The sequence below is a fragment of the Stenotrophomonas sp. 85239_Sma genome (assembly GCF_056481725.1).
On sequence record NZ_CM151163.1, the window covers coordinates 746,135 to 765,188 of the forward strand.

21 protein-coding genes are annotated in these 19,054 nt (G+C 68.1%); 13 read left to right on the forward strand and 8 right to left on the reverse strand.

Annotation, left to right across the window (positions count from 1 at the left end; all coding sequences use genetic code 11):
- Positions 1-61: 61 nt before the first annotated feature.
- Positions 62-2,578 (reverse strand): ABC transporter permease, encoded by a 2,517-nt coding sequence (locus ACYKG1_RS03330; RefSeq protein ID WP_100471322.1) that lies wholly within the window; start codon positions 2,576-2,578, stop codon positions 62-64.
- Positions 2,575-3,249, reverse strand: a complete 675-nt coding sequence (locus ACYKG1_RS03335; protein ID WP_315973625.1) for an ABC transporter ATP-binding protein — start codon at positions 3,247-3,249, stop codon at positions 2,575-2,577. Before ACYKG1_RS03335 ends, ACYKG1_RS03330 begins: the two co-directional genes overlap by 4 nt.
- A 48-nt stretch (positions 3,250-3,297) precedes the next feature.
- Between ACYKG1_RS03335 and ACYKG1_RS03340 the strand changes: the two genes are divergently transcribed.
- From ACYKG1_RS03340 to ACYKG1_RS03350, 3 genes are all read left to right on the forward strand, one after another.
- A complete protein-coding gene (locus ACYKG1_RS03340) occupies positions 3,298-3,942 on the forward strand; it encodes an arylesterase (protein WP_478472693.1) in 645 nt (214 codons plus the stop codon).
- Between the two features lie 87 nt (positions 3,943-4,029).
- A complete protein-coding gene (locus ACYKG1_RS03345; RefSeq protein ID WP_002811889.1) occupies positions 4,030-4,743 on the forward strand; it encodes a response regulator transcription factor in 714 nt (237 codons plus the stop codon).
- Between the two features lie 155 nt (positions 4,744-4,898).
- The gene (locus tag ACYKG1_RS03350) at positions 4,899-6,170 is read left to right on the forward strand and encodes a sensor histidine kinase (protein ID WP_478471858.1); all 1,272 of its coding nucleotides are present in this window, start codon (positions 4,899-4,901) and stop codon (positions 6,168-6,170) included.
- A gap of 111 nt (positions 6,171-6,281) precedes the next feature.
- Here the strand turns inward: ACYKG1_RS03350 and ACYKG1_RS03355 are convergent, their stop codons facing one another.
- Positions 6,282-6,983 carry an SGNH/GDSL hydrolase family protein gene (locus tag ACYKG1_RS03355; protein WP_478471860.1) on the reverse strand — a complete coding sequence of 234 codons (702 nt, stop codon included), beginning with the start codon at positions 6,981-6,983 and terminating at the stop codon, positions 6,282-6,284.
- A 213-nt stretch (positions 6,984-7,196) separates the two neighbouring features.
- On the opposite strand from ACYKG1_RS03355, the gene ACYKG1_RS03360 reads away from it, so the two are divergent.
- The 10 genes from ACYKG1_RS03360 (at position 7,197) to ACYKG1_RS03405 (ending at position 15,105) form a co-directional block, all read left to right on the forward strand.
- The gene (locus ACYKG1_RS03360; protein WP_049435654.1) at positions 7,197-7,592 is read left to right on the forward strand and encodes a diacylglycerol kinase; all 396 of its coding nucleotides are present in this window, start codon (positions 7,197-7,199) and stop codon (positions 7,590-7,592) included.
- A gap of 31 nt (positions 7,593-7,623) precedes the next feature.
- A complete protein-coding gene (locus ACYKG1_RS03365) occupies positions 7,624-8,373 on the forward strand; it encodes a TerC family protein (RefSeq protein ID WP_049422852.1) in 750 nt (249 codons plus the stop codon).
- A gap of 224 nt (positions 8,374-8,597) precedes the next feature.
- The gene (locus tag ACYKG1_RS03370) at positions 8,598-9,758 is read left to right on the forward strand and encodes an MFS transporter (RefSeq protein ID WP_262083306.1); all 1,161 of its coding nucleotides are present in this window, start codon (positions 8,598-8,600) and stop codon (positions 9,756-9,758) included.
- Positions 9,759-10,307: 549 nt separating this feature from the next.
- The gene (locus ACYKG1_RS03375; protein ID WP_100471327.1) at positions 10,308-10,928 is read left to right on the forward strand and encodes a LemA family protein; all 621 of its coding nucleotides are present in this window, start codon (positions 10,308-10,310) and stop codon (positions 10,926-10,928) included.
- A 3-nt stretch (positions 10,929-10,931) separates the two neighbouring features.
- Positions 10,932-11,816 carry a TPM domain-containing protein gene (locus ACYKG1_RS03380; RefSeq protein WP_100471328.1) on the forward strand — a complete coding sequence of 295 codons (885 nt, stop codon included), beginning with the start codon at positions 10,932-10,934 and terminating at the stop codon, positions 11,814-11,816.
- Positions 11,816-12,310: a TPM domain-containing protein gene (locus ACYKG1_RS03385; protein ID WP_100471329.1), complete on the forward strand. Its 495-nt coding sequence runs from the start codon at positions 11,816-11,818 to the stop codon at positions 12,308-12,310. The genes ACYKG1_RS03380 and ACYKG1_RS03385 overlap by 1 nt, the downstream gene beginning before the upstream one ends.
- A 51-nt stretch (positions 12,311-12,361) precedes the next feature.
- Entirely contained in the window at positions 12,362-13,249 is an 888-nt protein-coding gene (gene lgt / locus ACYKG1_RS03390) for a prolipoprotein diacylglyceryl transferase (RefSeq protein WP_478471862.1), read from the forward strand.
- A complete protein-coding gene (locus ACYKG1_RS03395) occupies positions 13,246-14,040 on the forward strand; it encodes a thymidylate synthase (RefSeq protein WP_099526839.1) in 795 nt (264 codons plus the stop codon). Before lgt ends, ACYKG1_RS03395 begins: the two co-directional genes overlap by 4 nt.
- The gene (locus ACYKG1_RS03400; RefSeq protein WP_478471864.1) at positions 14,037-14,600 is read left to right on the forward strand and encodes a hypothetical protein; all 564 of its coding nucleotides are present in this window, start codon (positions 14,037-14,039) and stop codon (positions 14,598-14,600) included. Before ACYKG1_RS03395 ends, ACYKG1_RS03400 begins: the two co-directional genes overlap by 4 nt.
- Positions 14,601-14,613: 13 nt before the next feature.
- On the forward strand, positions 14,614-15,105 hold the full coding sequence (locus ACYKG1_RS03405; protein ID WP_478471865.1) for a dihydrofolate reductase: 492 nt from the start codon (positions 14,614-14,616) through the stop codon (positions 15,103-15,105).
- A gap of 89 nt (positions 15,106-15,194) precedes the next feature.
- On the opposite strand, the gene ACYKG1_RS03410 is transcribed toward ACYKG1_RS03405, so the two are convergent.
- From ACYKG1_RS03410 to pdxA, 5 genes are read right to left on the reverse strand one after another with little or no spacing between them, the layout of a single operon-like run.
- Complete coding sequence (locus ACYKG1_RS03410; protein ID WP_100471333.1) at positions 15,195-15,842, reverse strand: DUF1287 domain-containing protein; 648 nt, start codon at positions 15,840-15,842, stop codon at positions 15,195-15,197.
- The gene (locus tag ACYKG1_RS03415; RefSeq protein WP_478471867.1) at positions 15,839-16,861 is read right to left on the reverse strand and encodes a symmetrical bis(5'-nucleosyl)-tetraphosphatase; all 1,023 of its coding nucleotides are present in this window, start codon (positions 16,859-16,861) and stop codon (positions 15,839-15,841) included. Before ACYKG1_RS03415 ends, ACYKG1_RS03410 begins: the two co-directional genes overlap by 4 nt.
- 15 nt (positions 16,862-16,876) lie before the next feature.
- Positions 16,877-17,260 (reverse strand): Co2+/Mg2+ efflux protein ApaG, encoded by a 384-nt coding sequence (gene apaG / locus ACYKG1_RS03420; protein ID WP_100471335.1) that lies wholly within the window; start codon positions 17,258-17,260, stop codon positions 16,877-16,879.
- Between the two features lie 13 nt (positions 17,261-17,273).
- On the reverse strand, positions 17,274-18,077 hold the full coding sequence (rsmA, locus tag ACYKG1_RS03425; protein WP_100471336.1) for a 16S rRNA (adenine(1518)-N(6)/adenine(1519)-N(6))-dimethyltransferase RsmA: 804 nt from the start codon (positions 18,075-18,077) through the stop codon (positions 17,274-17,276).
- The gene (gene pdxA / locus ACYKG1_RS03430; protein ID WP_478471868.1) at positions 18,074-19,054 is read right to left on the reverse strand and encodes a 4-hydroxythreonine-4-phosphate dehydrogenase PdxA; all 981 of its coding nucleotides are present in this window, start codon (positions 19,052-19,054) and stop codon (positions 18,074-18,076) included. Before pdxA ends, rsmA begins: the two co-directional genes overlap by 4 nt.

Genomic DNA, 19,054 nt, shown 5'->3' on the forward strand with positions numbered 1-19,054 from the left:
TCTCAGCGAGGTGGGGCGCGCAGCATACAGCCGGCCCCACCCCAGGCGTGTCACGACCGCCTCAGGCTTCGCGCAGCGCCAGTGCCGGCGGCGTATGCAGGATCGCCCGGGTACCCCACCAGCCGGCCAGCAGGCTCAACCCGATGCCGACCACGCCGCCGATCAGCAGGCCCGGCCATGGCGGCAGCAGCGGCAGCTCGAACACCCTCTGCGAGACCGCCACACCGATGGCGGCCGCCGCGCCCACCGCCAGCAGCGCCGCCAGCGTGCCCAGCGCGCCGAACTCCACCAGCACCGCGCCACGCAGCTGGCGCCGGGTCGCGCCCAGGGTGCGCAGCACCGCGCTGTCGTAGCGGCGCTCGCCGGCAGTGGCCTGCAACGCGGCCAGCAGTACCAGCAGTCCGGCCAGCAGGCTGAACACCATCACCAGCTGCACCGCCTGTGCCACCCGTTCCATCACATCGCGCACCTGCGAGATCACCGCGTCCACGTCCAGCAGCGACAGGTTCGGCTGCGCGCGTACCAGTTCGCCCAGTCCCGCCGCCTTGCCGGGCGGCAGATGGAATGCCGACAGGAGGTTGTGCGGGGTATCGCCCACCGCGTTCGGATTGAGCAGCACGAAGAAGTTCGGACGGAAGGTGTTCCAGTCCGCCTTGCGCACGCTGGTGACAGTGAATTGGCGTTCCTGCTCGCCCACCGCAATGCTGATGCGGTCGCCCGGATACACGCCGTAGCGCTTGGCCCAGCCGATTTCCACCGACGCCTCCGCCGCGGTGCTGTCGGCCTTCCAGAAGGTGCCGTTCACCAGGGTATTGGCGGGCGGGAAGGTGCTGCGCCAGCTGAAGTTCAACGGACGGTTCCCGTCATCGTCGTCGCGCTGGCCTTCGCCCTGAGCCGGCTGCCCGTCCTGCACGGACGCGCGGTCCACGCGCAGCGGCGGCTTGCCGTTGATCGCGATCAGGCGGCCGGTGGCCATCGGTTCGATGCTGGCGTCATTGGCACCCAGCCCGCGCAGCGCGGCCAGCACGCTGTTGCGCTGTTCGGGCTGGATGTTGATCAGGAAGTAGTTGGGGGTATCCGCGGGCAGGCGCTCGCGCCACTGCTGCAGCAGGCCGGGGCCGGTCACCGCCAGCAGCAACAGTGCGCACAACGACAGTGACAGCCCGACCAGCTGCATCACCGCCAGCATCCGGCGTCGGGTCAGCGCGGCCAGGCCCAGCCGCCAGTTGCCATGCAGGCGGTGTTGCAGGCCGCGCAGCAGCTGCAGCAGCACGAAGCCGATGCCACCGGCCGCCACCGCCAGCACGGCCAGGCCGCCGAGCACCCACAGCGCCAGTTTCAGGTCGCCGGTGACCTGCACCGCCAGCAGCAGGCTGGCGGCCAACGCCGCCACATAGGCCAGCAACGAGGCCGGCGGCAGGGCGGCGAAGGAACGGTTGAGCACGCGCATCGGCGGCACCCCGCGCAGGCGCAGCAGCGGTGGCAGGCCGAAGCCGAACAGCAGCAACAGGCCGATGCCGGCGCCGGTCAGCGCAGGCATCGCTTCGGGCAACGGTAGTCGTTGCGGCACCAGGCTGCCCAGCACCTGTACCAGGCCTTCCTGCGCGGCCATGCCCAGGCCGATGCCCAGCGCACAGGCCGGCACCGCCAGCATCAGCAGCTGCAGCGCCAGGCCCAGCAGGATGTCGCGCTGGCGAGCGCCCAGGCAGCGCAGGATCGCCACCTGGTCGATGCGGCGCAGCGCGAAGCGGTTGGCGGCCAGTGCGGTGGCCACGCCCGCCAGCAGTACCGCCAGCAGCGCGCTCAGGCCGAGGAAGCGCCCGGCCAGATCGAAGGCCTGGCGCACGCCACGCTGGGTATCGTCCACGCTCAGCAGGCGCAGGCCCTTCACCTGTGGCAGCAGCCATTGCCGCAGCGCCGCGATCGGCTCCGCTGCGCCGGCGAACATCAGCCGGTAGTTGATGCGGCTGCCTGGGCCGAGCAGTCCGGTGCCCTCCACATCGGCGCGATTGACCAGCAGGGTCGGCGAGAGCGTGAGCAGGTCGCCACCGGTGTCCGGCTCGGATTCAATGATGCCGGCGATGCGCAGCGTGCCGGCGCCGAACTCGAGGTCATCGCCGGCCTTCAGCCCCAGCCCCTGCAGCAGGCGCGGGTCGGCATAGGCCTGGCCCTTGGGCGGCATGCCGGCATCGGTGATCAACACACCGCCGGGCGTGGCCCTTACCCGCAGCGTGCCGCGCAGCGGATAGCCCGCCTGCACGGCCTTGATGCTGGCCATCTGGCTGGCCTCGCCGTTGAACAACACGCTGCCGAAGCTGGCGATGCGGGTGTAGGCCAGTCCACGCCGCTGTGCTTCTTCAGCGAATGCCTGCGGCGGGTCGTCGCGGCCGGCGATGCCGAGGTCGCCGCCGAGCATTTCCGCCGCGCTGCCGGACAACGCCAGGTTGACCCGGTTCACCAGCGTGCCCACGGCGGTCATCACCGCCACGCCCAGCACCAGCGCGGCAAACACGGTCAGCAGGTCGCCGGCCAGGGCCTCGCGGCGCAGCGCGCGCCACGCATGGCGCAGCAGGTTCATGCCTGCGCCCCACGCTCGACCGGCAGCAGGCGGCCGTCGTCGATGCGGTGGACGTACTGGCAGCGCTGGGCCAGGCGCAGGTCGTGGGTGACCAGCACCAGGGTGGTGCCGCTGCCTGCATTGAGTTCGAACAGCAGGTCGCTGATGTGCTGGCCGGTGGCGTGGTCCAGCGAGCCGGTCGGTTCGTCGGCAAACAGGATGCGTGGGCGGGTGACGAAGGCGCGTGCCAGCGCTACGCGCTGCTGCTCGCCGCCGGACAGCTGGCGCGGGTAGTGGCGGGCGCGATGGGCCAGGCCGACCTGCGCCAGCACCTCGTCCACCCGCGCGCGGTCCTCGCGCCCGGCCAGTTCCAGCGGCAGTGCGACGTTCTCGGCGGCGGTCAGTGCCGGCAGCAGGTGGAAGCTCTGGAACACGAAGCCGACTTCGCGTGCGCGCAGCTGGGCACGTGCCTCTTCATCGAGTTGGCCCAGATCCTGGCCGGACAGCGCGATGCGGCCGCGGCTGGGCAGGTCCAGGCCGGCCAGCAGGCCGAGCAGGGTGGTCTTGCCGGAACCGGAGGCGCCGACGATGGCCGCGCTGGTTCCTTCATGGACGGTCAGGGTGATGTTGTCCAGTATGTGGACTTCACCCTCCGGGCCCTGTACGGATTTGCCGACCTGGTCGACGGCGATGGCGGCGGACGCGCTGCGGGGGGACAGGCTGTCGATGAGGAGACTCCAATGCGCAAGATGGGATGGAGCCGGCGAGCCGGCGCGATGATGGTGCTGCTGCTAGGGTTCCTGCTGCTGCCCGGGCTGGCCTGTGCCAAAGGTCCGGCCGGCACCGTGCTGGTGCTCGGCGACAGCCTCAGTGCTGCCCACAATATCCCTGCCGACGCCGGCTGGGTCAGCCTGCTCCAGCAGCGGGTCAGGCAGCAGTCGAAAACCCCGGCGCGCATCGTCAATGCCAGCATGAGCGGGGAAACCACCGCCGGCGCGCTGACCCGCCTGCCGGGCCTGCTGGCGAAGGAAAAGCCGACCGTGGTGGTGATCGCGCTGGGCGGCAACGACGCACTGCGCGGGCTGACGCCGGCGCAGGTGCAGGGCAATCTGGAAAAGATGGTGCAGGCCAGCCAGAAGGCCGGTGCCAAGGTATTGCTGCTGGGCATCGACGTACCGCCCAACTATGGACCGGCCTACCGCCAGCGCCTGGCAGCGGCCTACAAGGCATTGGCTGCGCAGTACAAGGTGCCGCTGCTGCCGTTCCTGCTGGAAGGCGTGGCCCTGCAGCCGGGCATGATGCAGGCCGATGGCCTGCACCCCACGGCACAGGCGCAGCCGAAGGTGCTGGACAACGTATGGCCGCTGCTGCGGCCCCTGCTCTGAACGATTTACAACCCTCTTGACGGAACTTCACATCGCGTCCACCGTCGATCCGGCATGTTTCACAAAGCTGAAGTTAGAGGGAATCACATGCGTCAGACGAAGGAGACCTCCGGCTTGGTGCTGGTGGTCGAAGACAACCGCAACATCTCCGAGATGATCGGGGAATACCTGGAAGGTCGCGGCTTCGAAGTCGACTATGCACAGGACGGCCTGGATGGCTACCGCCTCGCGGCGGAGAACAGCTATGACGTCGTGGTGCTCGACTTGATGTTGCCGCGCCTGGATGGCATCGAAGTATGCCGTCGCCTGCGCAACGATGCGCGCAAGTCCACACCGGTGCTGATGCTCACGGCACGCGACACTCTGGACGACAAGCTCACCGGCCTGGGGTTCGGCGCCGATGACTACCTGACCAAGCCGTTCGCGATCCAGGAGCTGGAAGCCCGCCTTCGCGCGCTGATCCGCCGCGAACGCCGCCAGGTCGGTTCGGAAGTGCTCAAGGTCGCCGACCTGGTGCTCGATCCGGTCAGCATGCGCGCCACCCGTGCCGGCACCGAGCTGCAGCTGTCGCCGATCGGCCTGCGCCTGCTGACCATCCTGATGCGCGAATCGCCGCGCGTGGTCACCCGCCAGGAGATCGAACGCGAGATCTGGGGCAATGGCCTGCCGGATTCGGACACCCTGCGCAGCCATCTGTACAACCTGCGCAAGATCATCGACAAGCCGTTCGACCGTCCGCTGCTGCACACCGTGCAGAGCGCCGGCTACCGCATTGCCGATATCGCCCAGCCGATGGCCTGATCAGGGCCCACGCCGGTGCAGTTGCAGGCCCGGCTGGGCAATGACCATGCACGGAGCCGGGGATGACCGGCCGGCGCTGCCGCCGGTCATCACCCGTGCACGACTACGGCGCGGTGCGCTGCCTATAATCGCAGCGCTCTGACCGGGACCCCGCAATGCCGCACGGCCTGCCGCGCAAGATCCGTATCGCCTTCATCCTGCAGGCAGTTCTGGCCAGCCTGGGCATCCTGCTCGGTGCCTGGCTGGTCTCGCTGGTGATCAAGCACAGCCTGGTCGGCGCGGCCCTGCGCGAGGAAGCGGCGTACTACTGGACGCTGTACGAGGCCTCGCCGGTGCAGCCGCCACCCAACACCCAGAACATCCGTGGCTATCTGCTGGAAAGCGGGCAGTCGGCACTGTCCTTGCCGGCCAACCTGCGCAACCTGGAGCCCGGTTTCCACGAGCTGCCCAAGGACGACCAGCTGGTGCTGGTCGATGTGCGCCCGGCGGGCCGCCTGTACCTGGTATTCCTGCGGTCGCGCGCGGAGATGCTGGCCTTCTGGTTCGGCATCGTGCCGGTGCTGTTGACCTTGTTGGCGGTGTATGGCGCCAGCTGGGTCACCTACCGTGCCTCCAAGCGCCTGGTGTCGCCGGTGAACTGGCTGGCGCGGCGCGTCTCGCGCTGGGACCCGGGCCACCCGGAGGCGGCCGACCTGGAGCCGAACAAGCTGCCTGCGGACATGCAGGGCGAGACCCGGCAGCTGGCGGCGGCGCTGCATTCGCTGGCCAACCGGGTCAGCGCGCATGTGGCGCGCGAACGAAATTTCACCCGTGATGCCAGCCACGAGCTGCGCACGCCGTTGACCGTCATCCGCGTGGCCAGCGACATGGCCCTGGGTGATGAAGCCCTGCAGCCGCGCCTGCGCCGCAGCCTGCAGCGCATCCAGCGCGCCGGCCGTGACATGGAAGCAGTGATCGACGCGTTCCTGATCCTGGCCCGCGAAGCCGACGTCGAACCGCAGATCGAGCTGTTCGATGTCAACGACATCGTCCGCTATGAGGTGGACAATGCCAACGAGCTGCTGGGCAACCGGCCGGTATCGGTGCACCTGCACAGCGAAGCCCCGGTGCAGCTGCATGCACCGCCGCGGGTGCTGCAGGTGGTGGTCAGCAACCTGGTGCGCAACGCGTGCAGCTACACCGACGAAGGGCGTATCGACGTGCACGTACTCACTGACCGGGTGGTGGTGCGCGATACCGGCATCGGCATGTCCGCCGAGGCGTTGTCGCGCGCGTTTGAACCCTTCTACCGCGCCGAGCCAAGCCGCCCGCAGGGCACCGGCCTGGGCCTGTCGATCGTGCGCCGGCTGTGCGACCGCTTCGGCTGGAAGGTCAGCCTGGCCAGTGAGCCTCGCCAGGGCACCGAAGCAACGGTGATCTTCCGGTAGAGGGCTTTTGCCGGGCTGCGCCCGGCATCCGCCGAGGCAACATCAACATCCCCGTCTTCGACAGTTCCCCGCCATCCGCAGTAGATCCAGGCCATGCGTGGATGGGGTTGCTCAGTTGCAGTTGACCTTCGGCGCCAGCGCCCTGGTCCAGATCGCATACCCGGCCGGGGTCATGTGCAGCATGTCCTCGCGGAACAGCGTCGCGTCCGGCTGTCCATCGGCGCCGAGCATCGGCGTGTAGATGTCGGTGAAGCCGGTATTGGGCAGCCTGGCCAGCGCGGCCTTGATCAGCGTGTTGGCTTCGTTGATCGCCGGCAGAAGGTGCGCGCGCGACGGGCTTGGCTTGATCGACAGGTACTCCACCTTCGTCTTCGGCAGGTCGCGATGCACGCGCTGCACGAAGGCGACCACGTCGTCGCGCACCTGCACGGCGCTTCGGCCGCTGTTGAGGTCGTTGTCGCCAGCGTAGAAGAACACCTTGCACGGCGCGTAGGGCACCACGATGCGGTCGGCATACCAGGTGCTGTCGCGCACTTCCGAGCCGCCGAAGCCGCGGTTGAACACCGGCTGGCCGGGGAAGTCGGTTGCCAGGCTCTCCCACATGCGGATGGAGGAGCTGCCGATGAATTCGATGCCACCGCGCGGCGGCGGGTTGGACAGGTCGGCGCTGGCGAAGCGGGCCATGTCGCCGGCCCAGGCCACGTTGGAGACCTGTTCGGGGACGCGCGGCGGCTTGGCCGGGCTCAGCGCCTGGGCCAGGGGGGCGGCGGTCAGCAGGCCCAGCATCAGCAGGCAGGTACGGCGACGGGACATCAGACGCTCCAGCAGGGAAGGGAAAGAGCCATCATAGAAGCTGGGGCGGGCCCGGGCTTGCCCCTGGCAGTCCATTCACCGGGCCGGTGCCGGGATGCGCTGACGGCCTTGTGGCAAAATGGCGGCCATCTGCCTATCCCTGTGCACCCATGATTCCCTGCCGTGCGTCTGAGCGGTCGCTGCGCCGCGCCCCTGTTGCTGGATGTTCCACCCGTGGCTGATCAGTTCGGCCATCTGCCCCGTGGCCCGCGCCGCATCTTCCAGGCCGCCCGCTGGTCCTGGCAGGGCCTGCGTGCGGCCTGGCTGCATGAGTCCTCGTTCCGGCTGGAGGTCTACCTGCTGATCCTGCTGACCCCGGTCGCGATCTGGCTGGGCCAGACCCCGGTCGAGCGTGCGCTGCTGATCGGCTCGATGCTGCTGGTGCTGGCGATGGAACTGGCCAACTCGGCCATCGAAGCGGTGATCGAACGTTACGGCAGCGAGATCCATGAGCTGGCCGGCCGCGCCAAGGACATGGGCTCGGCGGCGGTCTTCGTGCTGATGATGAACGTGCTTCTGTGCTGGGCGCTGGTCGTGGTCCCGCATGCAATGGCCGGCAATTACGGCTGATCCCATTCCCCCACTGCCCTGAAGAGTTTCCATGTCCTTTGAGTTCCTCGCCGACCCCAATGCCTGGGTGACCCTGTTCACCCTGAGCGCACTGGAAATCGTGCTCGGCATCGACAACCTGGTGTTCATTTCCATCGCGGTCAGCAAGCTGCCGGAAGAGCGTCGCCCGTTCGCGCGCAAGCTCGGCATCGCCGTGGCCTGCATCACCCGTATCGCCCTGCTGGTGTCGCTGGCCTATCTGGCGCACATGTCCGCCAACCTGTTCACCGTGGCCGGCATGGGCATCTCCATCCGCGACCTGGTGCTGATCGTCGGTGGCCTGTTCCTGATCATCAAGGGCTACATGGAGATCAAGGAACTGATCACCGGTGGCGAAGACGAGAACCCAGCCACCAGCAAGGCCTCGGGTGTATTCGGCATGGTCATCCTGCAGATCGCCATCATCGACATCGTGTTCTCGCTGGACTCGGTGATCACCGCCGTCGGCATCGCCGATCACATCCCGGTAATGGTTGCCGCCATCCTGCTGTCGGTGATGGTGATGCTGCTGGCCGCCAACCCGCTGGGCCGCTTCATCGACGCCAACCCGACCGTGAAGATGCTGGCCCTGGCCTTCATCCTGCTGATCGGTGCGGTGCTGATCCTGGACGGCCTGGACGTGCACGTGCCCAAGCCCTACATCTATGCCGCGATGGGCTTCTCGGTGCTGGTGGAGTGGCTGAACCTGCTGATGCGCCGCCGCGCGCGCGAGCACCACGTGCCGGGCGCCGGCGACTGGTAAGCGCGCCACTGGCACGTGTGTCACCCAGAACCCCCGGCCTGGCCGGGGGTTCTGCGTTGTGGGGCGAGGCGCTACAACGGCGTTGCGGTTTTTGCACTTTCCGTGGGGTTCAGGCCTCCACTTGTGAATCTGGATCAACAGTGTTTTCCCGGGGCGAGGCTTAATCCGCCACAGCAAAGCGCGCAGGCTACGCACTCCCGCTTCCCCGCCCCCAGGAAACCCCCATGAATTCCAGAGCCGCCTTGCTGGCGCTTGCCGTCGGCGCTTTCGCCATCGGAACCACCGAGTTTGCCCCGATGGGCCTGCTGCCGGTCATCGCCGACGGCGTGGGAGTCGGCATTCCCACCGCCGGCATGCTGATCACGGCCTACGCCGTCGGCGTGATGCTGGGCGCGCCGGTGATGACCCTGCTGATGGGCCGTTTCGGCAAGCGCACCGCGCTGATGCTGCTGATGTCGATCTTCGTGGTCGGCAACCTGTTGTCTGCACTGGCCCCGAACTACGGGCTGCTGCTGCTGTCGCGCCTGGTCACCAGCCTCAACCACGGTGCCTTCTTCGGCATCGGTGCGGTGGTCGCCGCCAGCCTGGTACCGAAGGAAAAGCAGGCCGCCGCCGTGGCCACCATGTTCATGGGCCTGACCATCGCCAACATCGGCGGCGTGCCGCTGGCCACCTGGGTCGGCCAGCAGCTGGGCTGGCGCCTGTCCTTCGCCGGTACGGCGATGCTGGGCCTGGTCGCGATCACCGCGCTGGGCTTCGCGCTGCCGGCGTCCGCACCGGGGCCGCGCCCGGACGTGCGCCGCGAACTGAAGGCGATCCTGCAGCCGCCGGTGCTGCTAGCGATGGCCACCACCGTGCTCGGTGCCGGTGCCATGTTCACTCTTTACACCTACGTTGCGCCGGTGCTGACCGAACTGACCGGCGCCTCCAACGGCTTCATCGCGCTGTCGCTGGCGCTGATCGGTATCGGCTTCACCGTCGGCAACGGCATCGGCGGGCGCATGGCCGACTGGTCGCTGGATGGCGCCACCCGCATCCTGCTGGCCGTCCTGGCACTGCTGATGTTCGTGCTGCCGCTGGCCTTCATGAGCCACGCCACCGCCGCCCTCGGTGTGCTGCTGTTCGGCGCGGCGACCTTCGCCCTCGTACCGCCGCTGCAGATCCGGGTGATGCAGGCAGCCAGCGAGGCGCCGGGCCTGGCATCGTCGATCAACGTGGGTGCGTTCAACCTGGGCAATGCCGTGGGTGCGGCGCTGGGGGGCGCGGTGATCAGCTCGGGGCTGGGCTACGCCGCGATTCCGGTGGCCGGTGGCCTGCTAGCGGCGTCGGGCCTGCTGCTGGCGTGGCTGGGGCGGACGCGCGCTGTGGTGGCCGAGGCCTGCTGAGTGATGTGGGGTGCCGGCAGGGCTTGCAGCCCTGCACCCGCCGAGGCCACTGCAACAGCAACAGCAACAGCAACAGCGTGCATTCCGTGGGTTGGCGGGGTGGGTCCGGTGGCGGGGGACGCCGTAAACCCGTCCATGGGGGCTTGGCCGCGGCATCCATGCCGCGGACACCCCCGCCACCGGACCCACCCCGCCTTCGACAATTTCCCGCGATCTGTCGCAACGGCGTTCCGCTCTGGTAGGTGTCGACCTTGGTCGACACGAATGCCTGAAGAACCGGCTGTTGCTTTTGATTTTTCTTTTGATCTTCCCGCGGTGCGCAGGAAACCGTATGAGGCCGGGCGGGTGGGCGTGGCGGGGGTATCCGCGCCATGGATGGCGCGGCTAAGCCTCCAGGGACGGATTCACGGCGTCCCCCGCCATGCCCACCCGCCCGGACTACTCAGGCGATCCATGAGCATGGCCACCGCGGAGGGGGCGGCGCCCGATGGCCGGTCTTTCACCCGAACCATGGCATGCTCGGTGCCAAGCCCACCCGGAACCTCCGCCATGCGCCTGTTCACCCGCGTTCTGCCCCTGATGCTGTTGGCCTCCCTGCTGTCCGGCTGCGGTTACAACGCCATCCAGCAGAAGGATGAAGCGGTCAAGGCCAGCTGGTCCGAAGTGCTCAACCAGTACAAGCGCCGCGCCGACCTGGTGCCAAACCTGGTGCAGACCGTGAAGGGCTTCGCCAGCCAGGAAGAGCGCGTGCTGACCGAAGTCACCAACGCCCGCTCGCGGGTTGGCCAGATCAATGTCAACGCCGATGACGAAGCCTCGCTCAAGCAGTTCCAGCAGGCGCAGGGTGAACTCGGCAGTGCGCTGTCGCGACTGCTGGTGGTCACCGAGAACTACCCGGTGCTGAAGTCGGACCAGAACTTCCGCGACCTGCAGGCGCAGCTGGAGGGCACTGAAAACCGCATTACGGTTGCGCGTGGCCGCTACATCCAGCAGGTGCAGGACTACAACACCTACATCCGCTCGTTCCCGCAGGTGATCACCGCCAAGCTCTTCGGCTACAAGACCAAGCCGAACTTCACCGTGGACAACGAAGCGCAGATCTCCAACGCGCCGGCGGTCGATTTCGGCAACGCGCCGCAGCAGCAGCCGGCACCGCAGCCGGGCCACTGACCGATGCGCCTGGCCACTGCGCTGCTGGCCCTGCTGCTGTGGCTGCCGCTGGCGTCGCAGGCGCAGCAGCTGGCGCCGATTCCGGCGCTGGATTCGCCGGTGGTCGATACCACCGGCACGCTCGATGCCACGCAGAAGCAGGCGCTGGTGCAGCAGGCGCTGGCGCTGCAGCAGCGCAAGGGCAGCCAGCTGCAGGTGCTGGTGGTGCCGACCACCCAGCCGGAAGACATCGCGCAGTACACCACGCGGGTCTTCGACCAGTGGCAGATCGGCCGCAAGGGCGTGGATGACGGCGTGCTGCTGGTGGTGGCCAAGGACGACCGGCGCGTGCGCATCGAGCCGGGCTACGGCCTGGAAGGCGCCATTCCCGATGCCATCGCCAACCGGGTCATCCAGGAATACCTGGTGCCGCGCTTCCGCAGCGGCGACTACGCCGGCGGCATCACCGATGCCACGGCGGTGCTGGTCAAGCTGATCGACGGCGAAACGCTGCCGGCACCGGTCAGCGGCCATCGCGGGCGGGAACCTGGCGGTGGCGGCGATACCTGGTTCCTGGCGCTGTTCATTGGTGTGTTCGCCGGCAGCATCCTGCGCGGCGTGTTCTCGCGCGTGCCGCGACCGCTGCGTGGCCTGCTCGGCGGCGCCGGTGCAGCGCTGGCAGCATTCCTGTTCACCTCCACCCTGCTGGCCAGTGGCCTGGCCGGTGTGGTCGGCCTGATCGTGGCGATGCTCTCTGGCCATCCCGGCCGTTTCGCCGGTGGCGGCGGCTGGGGCGGTGGCAGCTGGGGCGGGGGCGGTTTCGGCGGCGGCGGTGGATTCGGCGGTGGTGGCGGCTGGGGCGGCGGCGGTGGTCGTTCGGGCGGCGGCGGTGCTTCGGGAGGCTGGTGATGATCCAACGTCTGTGGCGTCACGTGTTTTCGCCGTCGGTACGGCGCGCCTTCCCACCCGCCACGCTGCAGGCGATCACCGAGGCCATCGCGGCCGGTGAGCAGCGCCATGGCGGGCAGGTGATGTTCGCGGTGGAAGCAGACCTGCCGCTGGGTGCGCTGTGGCACAAGGTGACCCCGCGCCAGGCCGCTGAGCATGCCTTTGCGCGCCTGCGCACCTGGGATACCACGCACAACAACGGTGTACTGATCTACCTGCTGCTGGCCGATCACGCGATCGAGATCGTCGCCGACCGTGGCCTGCAGGGCCGGGTCAGCCCGGCGCAGTGGCAGCGGGTCTGTACCCACCTGCGCGAGGGCCTGCGCGGTGCCAATGTGGTCGAGGCGCTTCAGGATGCGATCGACGAGGTCTCCACCCTGATCGAGGGGCACTTTCCGGCCTCGATGCGGTCAGACGATGACGGCCTGCCCAACACGCCCCAGCTCCTTGGTTGAGCCGGGGCGGCACTGGCCCGAGAATAGGCGTTCAACCGCAAGGCACCTTCCATGATCTATTTCCACGACATCGACCCCATCGCCCTTTCGCTGGGGCCGATCAAGGTGCATTGGTACGGCATCATGTACCTGCTCGGCTTCACTGCGGCCTGGCTGCTGGGCCGCAGGCGCATCGCCCAGGGCCGCCTGCCGGGCGTCGATGCCAACGGGTTCTCCGACCTGCTGTTCTACGCGATGCTGGGCGTGGTGCTGGGCGGGCGCATCGGCTACATGCTGTTCTACGCGCTGGGCGATTTCCTGCACAACCCGCTGCTGCTGTTCAAGGTGTGGGATGGCGGCATGAGCTTCCACGGTGGCCTGCTCGGCGTACTCGGTGCCTGCTGGTGGTGGTCGCGCAAGCACACGCTGCACTTCTTCGACACCATGGATTTCATGGCGCCGCTGGTGCCGCTGGGCCTGGGCTTCGGCCGTATCGGCAACTTCATCGGTGCCGAGCTGTGGGGCAAGTACACCGACGGTACCTGGGGCGTGGTGTTCCCGTCCGGCCTGCCGGCACCGCTGAACCAGCTGGACCATGCGACGCTGCAGGCGCAGTTCGCGACCGGCGCGCTGAATCAGTTCGCCCGCCATCCCTCGCAGCTGTATGAAGCGTTCCTGGAAGGCCTGGTGATGTTCGTGGTGCTGTGGACGGTGTCGGCCAAGCCGCGTCATCGCTATCTGGTCGGTGGCCTGTTTGCGCTGATGTACGGCCTGTTCCGCTTCGCGGTGGAGTTCGTGCGCATGCCCGACAACGGCGTTTACGTGGCCTTCGACTGGCTGACCCGTGGCCAGATCCTCAGCCTGCCGCTGATTGCCTTTGGCCTGGTGCTGCTGGTGATGTCGCGCCGCGCACCGGTGCTGCAGCCGCAGTTGCCGGTGGCTGTCGAGGGCAAGGCATGAAGGCCTACCTGGATCTGCTCTCGCATGTGCTTGAACACGGCGCCGAGAAGAGCGACCGCACCGGTACCGGTACCCGCAGCGTGTTCGGCTGGCAGATGCGCTTCGACCTCAACGAAGGCTTCCCGCTGGTCACCACCAAGAAGCTGCACCTGCGCTCGATCATCCACGAGCTGCTGTGGTTCCTGAAGGGCGACACCAACATCGGCTACCTGAAGGACAATCAGGTGCGGATCTGGGATGAGTGGGCCGACGAGAACGGCGACCTCGGCCCTGTATACGGCAAGCAGTGGCGCAGCTGGGCCACCGCCGATGGCCGCGAGATCGACCAGATGCAGTGGCTGGTGGACGAGATCAAGCGCAACCCCGATTCGCGCCGGCTGGTGGTCAGCGCCTGGAACGTGGGCGAGCTTTCGCAGATGGCGCTGATGCCGTGCCACAACCTGTTCCAGTTCTACGTCGTGGACGGCAAGCTCAGCTGCCAGCTGTACCAGCGCAGCGGTGACATCTTCCTCGGTGTGCCGTTCAACATCGCCAGCTACGCGCTGCTGACCCACATGGTGGCGCAGGCCACCGGCCTGGGCGTGGGCGACTTCGTGCATACCCTGGGTGACGCGCACCTGTACTCGAACCACTTCGAGCAGGCGCGCGAGCAGCTGTCGCGTGAGCCGCGCGCGCTGCCGAAGCTGTGGTTGAATCCGGAGGTGACCGACCTGTTCGGGTTCCAGTTCGACGATATCCGCATCGATGGTTATGACCCGCATCCGGCGATCAAGGCGCCGGTGGCGGTATGAGTACCCGCCTGATTTTCAGGGGCCTGCTGGCGCTGTGCGGCCTGCTGCCGCTGGCCATGGTGCAGGCCACACCGGCCGACGCGCTGCCGCTGGCCCGGCAGGTCAATGAGCAGATCGTGCACAAGCACATGCGCGAGGAAGTGCAGGCGTTCGCCCGGGCATTCAACGGCAGCACGATGCTGCCCCAGGATGTGCCGGAAGGGTGCCGGGCGCAGATGCGTGAGGCGGTAACCGGCATGTACACGGCGATGACCGAGCACCTGAAGGCGGGCGTCGAGGATCCGGGTTATCAGCGTGAGCTTGAACAGCGCCTGGCCACCGTCTACACCAGCGACCAGTTGAAGGCGTTCCTGGCACGTCGTGCCGGCACCGACAACGCGGCGTTGTCGGCGGAGATCCTGTCGGGACCGGGCCTGAAGGAGATCGAGGAGGCGCAGAAGCAGAAGATCATCAGCGGCCTGGATGAGCAGTCCACCTCCAGCCCGGCGCTGGCTGCAGCATTGCAGGCCGCCAGTGCCGCGAACGCGGCCTGCGAACGCCTGCAGATCGATGCCAGCTGAGGTGGTCGGACCGATGAAACTGTCGATGATCGTGGCGTTGGATCGCAACCGTGGCATCGGCCAGGGCAATGCCATGCCCTGGCACCTGCCGGACGACTTCAAGCACTTCAAGGCGCTCACCCTGGGCAAGCCGATCCTGATGGGGCGCAAGACCGCCGAATCGATCGGCCGCGTGCTGCCGGGGCGGACCAACCTGGTGCTGACCCGCAGCGGCCAGGTACCGTTCGAGGGCATGCGCGCGGTGGCGTCGCTGGACGAGGCGAAGGCGATTGCCGAAGGCGAGGGCGCCAGCGAGCTGTGCATCATCGGCGGCGGCGAGATCTTCCGCCAGCTGCTCGGCCAGGCCAGCGACCTGTACTTGACCTGGGTGGATGCCGAAGTGCCTGCCGACACGCATTTCCCCGACGTGGATGTGCAGGACTGGCAGGAAGTGAGCAACGAGCCGCATGCGGCCGATGAACGCCACGCCTACGCATTTCGCTTCGTGCACTACGTGCGCCGCTGATCGCAATGCAACTGTAGCGCCGGGCCATCGTCGGCTGCTTTCCGCGGGCACATCCCGGAGCCGAGCAGGGCTCGGCGCGACAGGATTGCCTACGGCATCCGGTAGTGCCCGATGATCGCGTGCTGGAACAGCAGGTTCTCTTCGCGGGTGCCACGCGCGATGTTGTGCAGTACCAGCGGCGTGCCATTGGCCAGCCGCCGGTCGGAGACGATGCCCACGTGCAGCAGGCCATTGCCGTTGAGCTTCCAGGCAACGATGTCGCCGGCCGCATAGTCGGTGGCGAGGGCGGTGATCGGTTGCTGCCAGCCCTGCCGTTCGAACCAGCGCATCAGGTTCGGCACGCGACGATGATCGATGTTGCGGTCCGGCCGTGACAGGCCCCAGATCGCCGGATAGGCACTGAAGTTTCCGCGCATGTCCTCATGCACGCGTGCCTGCAGGTCCAGGCCCTGGCTGCGCAGGGCGCGCACCACCACGTCGGTGCACACGCCGCGATCGAGCGGGACGTCGCCGCCGGGATAGGCCAGCACCTGGTAGGCGGGATCGTAACGGGTGGTGACGCCGATCTGCGCGCGCGCTGCGGCCACCAGTGGCGGCGAAGGCGCCTGCGGCTGCGTCGGCCCAGGTGCAGCACCATCCGCAGCCGTGGGAGCAGGCGGCGAGCCGGGCTGGCAGCCGCTGGCCAGGGCCAGCGCCAGCAGCAGCACCGTCCATGGTGCCCAGCCGCGCCGCGTCATGCCTGCGGCGGGGGGCTGTTGTTGGTGCCGCCACCCGTGCCGCTCCCACCGCCGCCACGACGGCGACGACGGCGCGGGCCACGGTTGCCCGGGTTCGCAGCGGCGGCGTTGCCACCACCCTGTTCCTTGCCCTGCGCCGCAGCGGTGGGGCGCTCGTGCGCCGGTCGCGCTGGCGGGCGGGCGTTGGGCACCGGCGCGGGGACATCGCGGCCCGGCACCTGCACCACGCGCAGCTCATCGGTATCGAGCTGGATGGCGGTCAGCTTGCCGCCCCACACCGCACCGGTGTCGATGGCGTGCACGCCCTGGGTGATGGTCAGGCCCAGCGCCGACCAGTGGCCACAGACGACCTTGAGGTCGCGCTCGACCCGGCCCGGCACTTCGAACCAGGGATACAGCCCCTGTTCCTGCGTGCCCGGCGTGCCCTTGTCCTCGATGCCGATGCGTCCCCGCGGGGTGCAGTAGCGCATGCGGGTGAGCACGTTGATGATCGCGCGCGAGCGGTCGTAGCCGGACAGGTTCGGGGCCCAGCTCGGCTTGTCGCCGTACATGTTGCGGAACAGCTTGCGGTAGCCGGCACCATGCAGCTGCACCTCGACCTCGGCGGCATGCTTCTCGGCCATCTGCGTGGTCCACTTCGGCGCCAGGCCGGCGTGCACCATCATCCAGCCAAGCTCGCGATCGACGTGCACCAGCTTCTGCAGGCGCAGCCAGTCCAGCAGTTCGTCGCGGTCCTCGGCCTGCACGATGCGCAGCAGGTCCGGGTTGACCTTGCGCTGTTCCTCTTCGGTGCGTGCACCGACGGCCAGCAGCGAAAGATCATGGTTGCCCAGCACCACCACGCTGTGCTCGCGCAGCGAATGCACCAGCCGCAGCGTTTCCAGCGACTGGCCGCCACGGTTGACCAGGTCGCCACAGAACCACAGGGTGTCCTGCGCCGGGTCGAAGCGGATCTTCTCCAGCAGTCGCTGGGTGACGTCATAGCAGCCCTGCAGGTCGCCGATCGCCCACACACTCATCGTTCGGCCTCCGTGTCAGTGCAGGGTACGCGGGATGGCCAGCACGAACGGTGCGACCTGCGCGGCAAATTCGGTGCCATCGTCGGCGACCATGTCGTAGTGGCCCTGCATTGTCCCGTGATCGGTCCCCAGCATGACACCGGACGTGTAACGGAAGTCTTCACCGGGACGCAGCCGCGGCTGCTCGCCGATCACCCCGTCGCCATCGACATGCTCGACACGGCCATTGGCATCGGTGATGCGCCAGTGGCGTGCGACCAGGCGTGCCGCGACCCGCCCCTGGTTGTGGATGCGGATCGTGTAGGCGAACGCAAAGCGACCGTCTTCCGGCGCGGATTGATCGTCGAGGAAGCGCGGCGCGACTTCGACGGAGATGGCATAAACGTCAGCGTCTTCCATACCGGCAGTGTAATCAGGAGGCATTGGCCAAAGCGATGAATTCGGCCACGTCCAGCTGTTCGGCGCGGGCATCGGGACGCACGCCGGCGGCGATGAACTGCTCGGCGGACACCACGTTGTTCAGGGCATTGCGCAGGGTCTTGCGGCGCTGACCGAAGGCGGCCTTGACCACCTCGGCGAAGCGCTTGTGGTCGTTGATGCTGATCGTGGCCGGGTCACGCGGCACCAGCCGCACCACGGCCGAATCGACCTTCGGCGGCGGCCGGAACGCGCCCGGCGGCACCACGAACAGCGAGGTCACCTGGCAGTAGGCCTGCAGCATCACGCTGAGGCGGCCATACACCTTGCTGCCGGGGCCGGCCGCCATGCGGTCGACCACTTCCTTCTGCAGCATGAAGTGCATGTCGCGGATGACCGCGGCATGCTCCAGCGCATGGAACAGGATCGGCGAGGAGATGTTGTAGGGCAGGTTGCCGACCAGGCGGATCGGCTGGCCGTCGGCCAGTTCCGTGAAGTCCACCCGCAGCACGTCGCGGTGAACGATGGCCAGCTCGCCCAGCGGCGCAGCGGCGGCGGTCAGCGGTGCGATCAGGTCGCGGTCGAACTCGATCACTGTCAGCTTCGGGTGCACACGCAGCAGCGGCAGGGTGATCGCGCCCTGGCCGGGACCGATCTCGACCAGGCGGTCGCCCGCTTTCGGGTTGACCGCCATCACGATCTTGTCGATGTAGTGGCGGTCGGCCAGGAAATGCTGGCCAAGCTGCTTCTTGGCCGGGGCGGTAAACACCGGGCCGGAGGGAGAATGCGGGGAATTCATGCGCCCAGTGTACGTTGCCGCGCAAGCTGCGCACACAACGACGTTGCTGCCTGCAGGCTGGAGGGATCGGCGATGCCGCGGCCGGCCAGGTCCAGCGCGGTGCCATGGTCCACGGCCACGCGTGGGTAGGGCAGGCCCAGGGTCAGGTTGACCGCCTGTTCGAAGCCGGAGTACTTCAGCACCGGCAGGCCCTGGTCGTGGTACATCGCCAGCACGGTGTCGAAGCCGGCCAGCTTGGCCGGAAGGAAGGCGGTGTCGGCAGGCAGCGGCCCGATCAGGTCCATGCCCTCCGCGCGCAGGCGCTGCAGCAGCGGGATGACCAGGTCCAGTTCCTCGCGGCCCAGGTGGCCATCTTCGCCGGCGTGCGGGTTCAGGCCGAGCACGGCGATGCGCGGTGCAGGCAGCCCGAACTCGCGGCGCAGCGCGGCATGCACGGTGCGCAGCGTGTGCTCCAGGCCGGGCGCGGTGATCGCATCGGCCACCTCGCGCAGCGGCAGGTGGGTGGTGGCCAGGGCCACCCGCACGATATGGTTGGCCAGCATCATCACCACCTTCACCCCGGCCTGGTCGGCCAGCAGTTCAGTGGTGCCGCTGTAGGCGATGCCGCCGTCGTTGATGACCGCCTTGTGCACCGGGCCGGTCACCACGCCGTGCAGTTCGCCGGACAGGCAGGCCTGGCCGGCACCGAGCAGGGCACCGATGACCGCGCCGGCATTGGCCGGATCGGCCTGGCCGAAGCGGCTGGGCGCAGCGTTGCGGACGGCGCGCAGGCGCAGATCGCCAGGGACGCGGGCTTCGGCGTCCTCGGGCAGCAGTTGCAGGGGCAGGTTCAGCGCGGCCGCGGCCGCGTGCAGGGTGTCCGGGTCGGCGAAGGCCAGCAGCCGGCAATCTTCACGCGGCTGCTGGACGAGGCGGACACACAGTTCCGGGCCGATCCCGGCGGGCTCGCCCGGTACCAGCGCGAGCTCGGGGCGCAT

What these genes read in the sequence shown, in the direction of transcription:
- ACYKG1_RS03330 (WP_100471322.1), bottom strand. Translation starts at nt 2,578, where the DNA reads ATGAACCTGCTGCGCCATGCGTGGCGCGCGCTGCGCCGCGAGGCCCTG.
- ACYKG1_RS03340 (WP_478472693.1), top strand. Translation starts at nt 3,298, where the DNA reads ATGCGCAAGATGGGATGGAGCCGGCGAGCCGGCGCGATGATGGTGCTG.
- ACYKG1_RS03345 (WP_002811889.1), top strand. Translation starts at nt 4,030, where the DNA reads ATGCGTCAGACGAAGGAGACCTCCGGCTTGGTGCTGGTGGTCGAAGAC.
- ACYKG1_RS03350 (WP_478471858.1), top strand. Translation starts at nt 4,899, where the DNA reads ATGCCGCACGGCCTGCCGCGCAAGATCCGTATCGCCTTCATCCTGCAG.
- ACYKG1_RS03355 (WP_478471860.1), bottom strand. Translation starts at nt 6,983, where the DNA reads ATGTCCCGTCGCCGTACCTGCCTGCTGATGCTGGGCCTGCTGACCGCC.
- ACYKG1_RS03365 (WP_049422852.1), top strand. Translation starts at nt 7,624, where the DNA reads ATGTCCTTTGAGTTCCTCGCCGACCCCAATGCCTGGGTGACCCTGTTC.
- ACYKG1_RS03370 (WP_262083306.1), top strand. Translation starts at nt 8,598, where the DNA reads ATGAATTCCAGAGCCGCCTTGCTGGCGCTTGCCGTCGGCGCTTTCGCC.
- ACYKG1_RS03375 (WP_100471327.1), top strand. Translation starts at nt 10,308, where the DNA reads ATGCGCCTGTTCACCCGCGTTCTGCCCCTGATGCTGTTGGCCTCCCTG.
- ACYKG1_RS03380 (WP_100471328.1), top strand. Translation starts at nt 10,932, where the DNA reads ATGCGCCTGGCCACTGCGCTGCTGGCCCTGCTGCTGTGGCTGCCGCTG.
- ACYKG1_RS03385 (WP_100471329.1), top strand. Translation starts at nt 11,816, where the DNA reads ATGATCCAACGTCTGTGGCGTCACGTGTTTTCGCCGTCGGTACGGCGC.
- lgt (WP_478471862.1), top strand. Translation starts at nt 12,362, where the DNA reads ATGATCTATTTCCACGACATCGACCCCATCGCCCTTTCGCTGGGGCCG.
- ACYKG1_RS03395 (WP_099526839.1), top strand. Translation starts at nt 13,246, where the DNA reads ATGAAGGCCTACCTGGATCTGCTCTCGCATGTGCTTGAACACGGCGCC.
- ACYKG1_RS03400 (WP_478471864.1), top strand. Translation starts at nt 14,037, where the DNA reads ATGAGTACCCGCCTGATTTTCAGGGGCCTGCTGGCGCTGTGCGGCCTG.
- ACYKG1_RS03405 (WP_478471865.1), top strand. Translation starts at nt 14,614, where the DNA reads ATGAAACTGTCGATGATCGTGGCGTTGGATCGCAACCGTGGCATCGGC.
- ACYKG1_RS03410 (WP_100471333.1), bottom strand. Translation starts at nt 15,842, where the DNA reads ATGACGCGGCGCGGCTGGGCACCATGGACGGTGCTGCTGCTGGCGCTG.
- ACYKG1_RS03415 (WP_478471867.1), bottom strand. Translation starts at nt 16,861, where the DNA reads ATGAGTGTGTGGGCGATCGGCGACCTGCAGGGCTGCTATGACGTCACC.
- apaG (WP_100471335.1), bottom strand. Translation starts at nt 17,260, where the DNA reads ATGGAAGACGCTGACGTTTATGCCATCTCCGTCGAAGTCGCGCCGCGC.
- rsmA (WP_100471336.1), bottom strand. Translation starts at nt 18,077, where the DNA reads ATGAATTCCCCGCATTCTCCCTCCGGCCCGGTGTTTACCGCCCCGGCC.
- pdxA (WP_478471868.1), bottom strand. Translation starts at nt 19,054, where the DNA reads ATGCGCCCCGAGCTCGCGCTGGTACCGGGCGAGCCCGCCGGGATCGGC.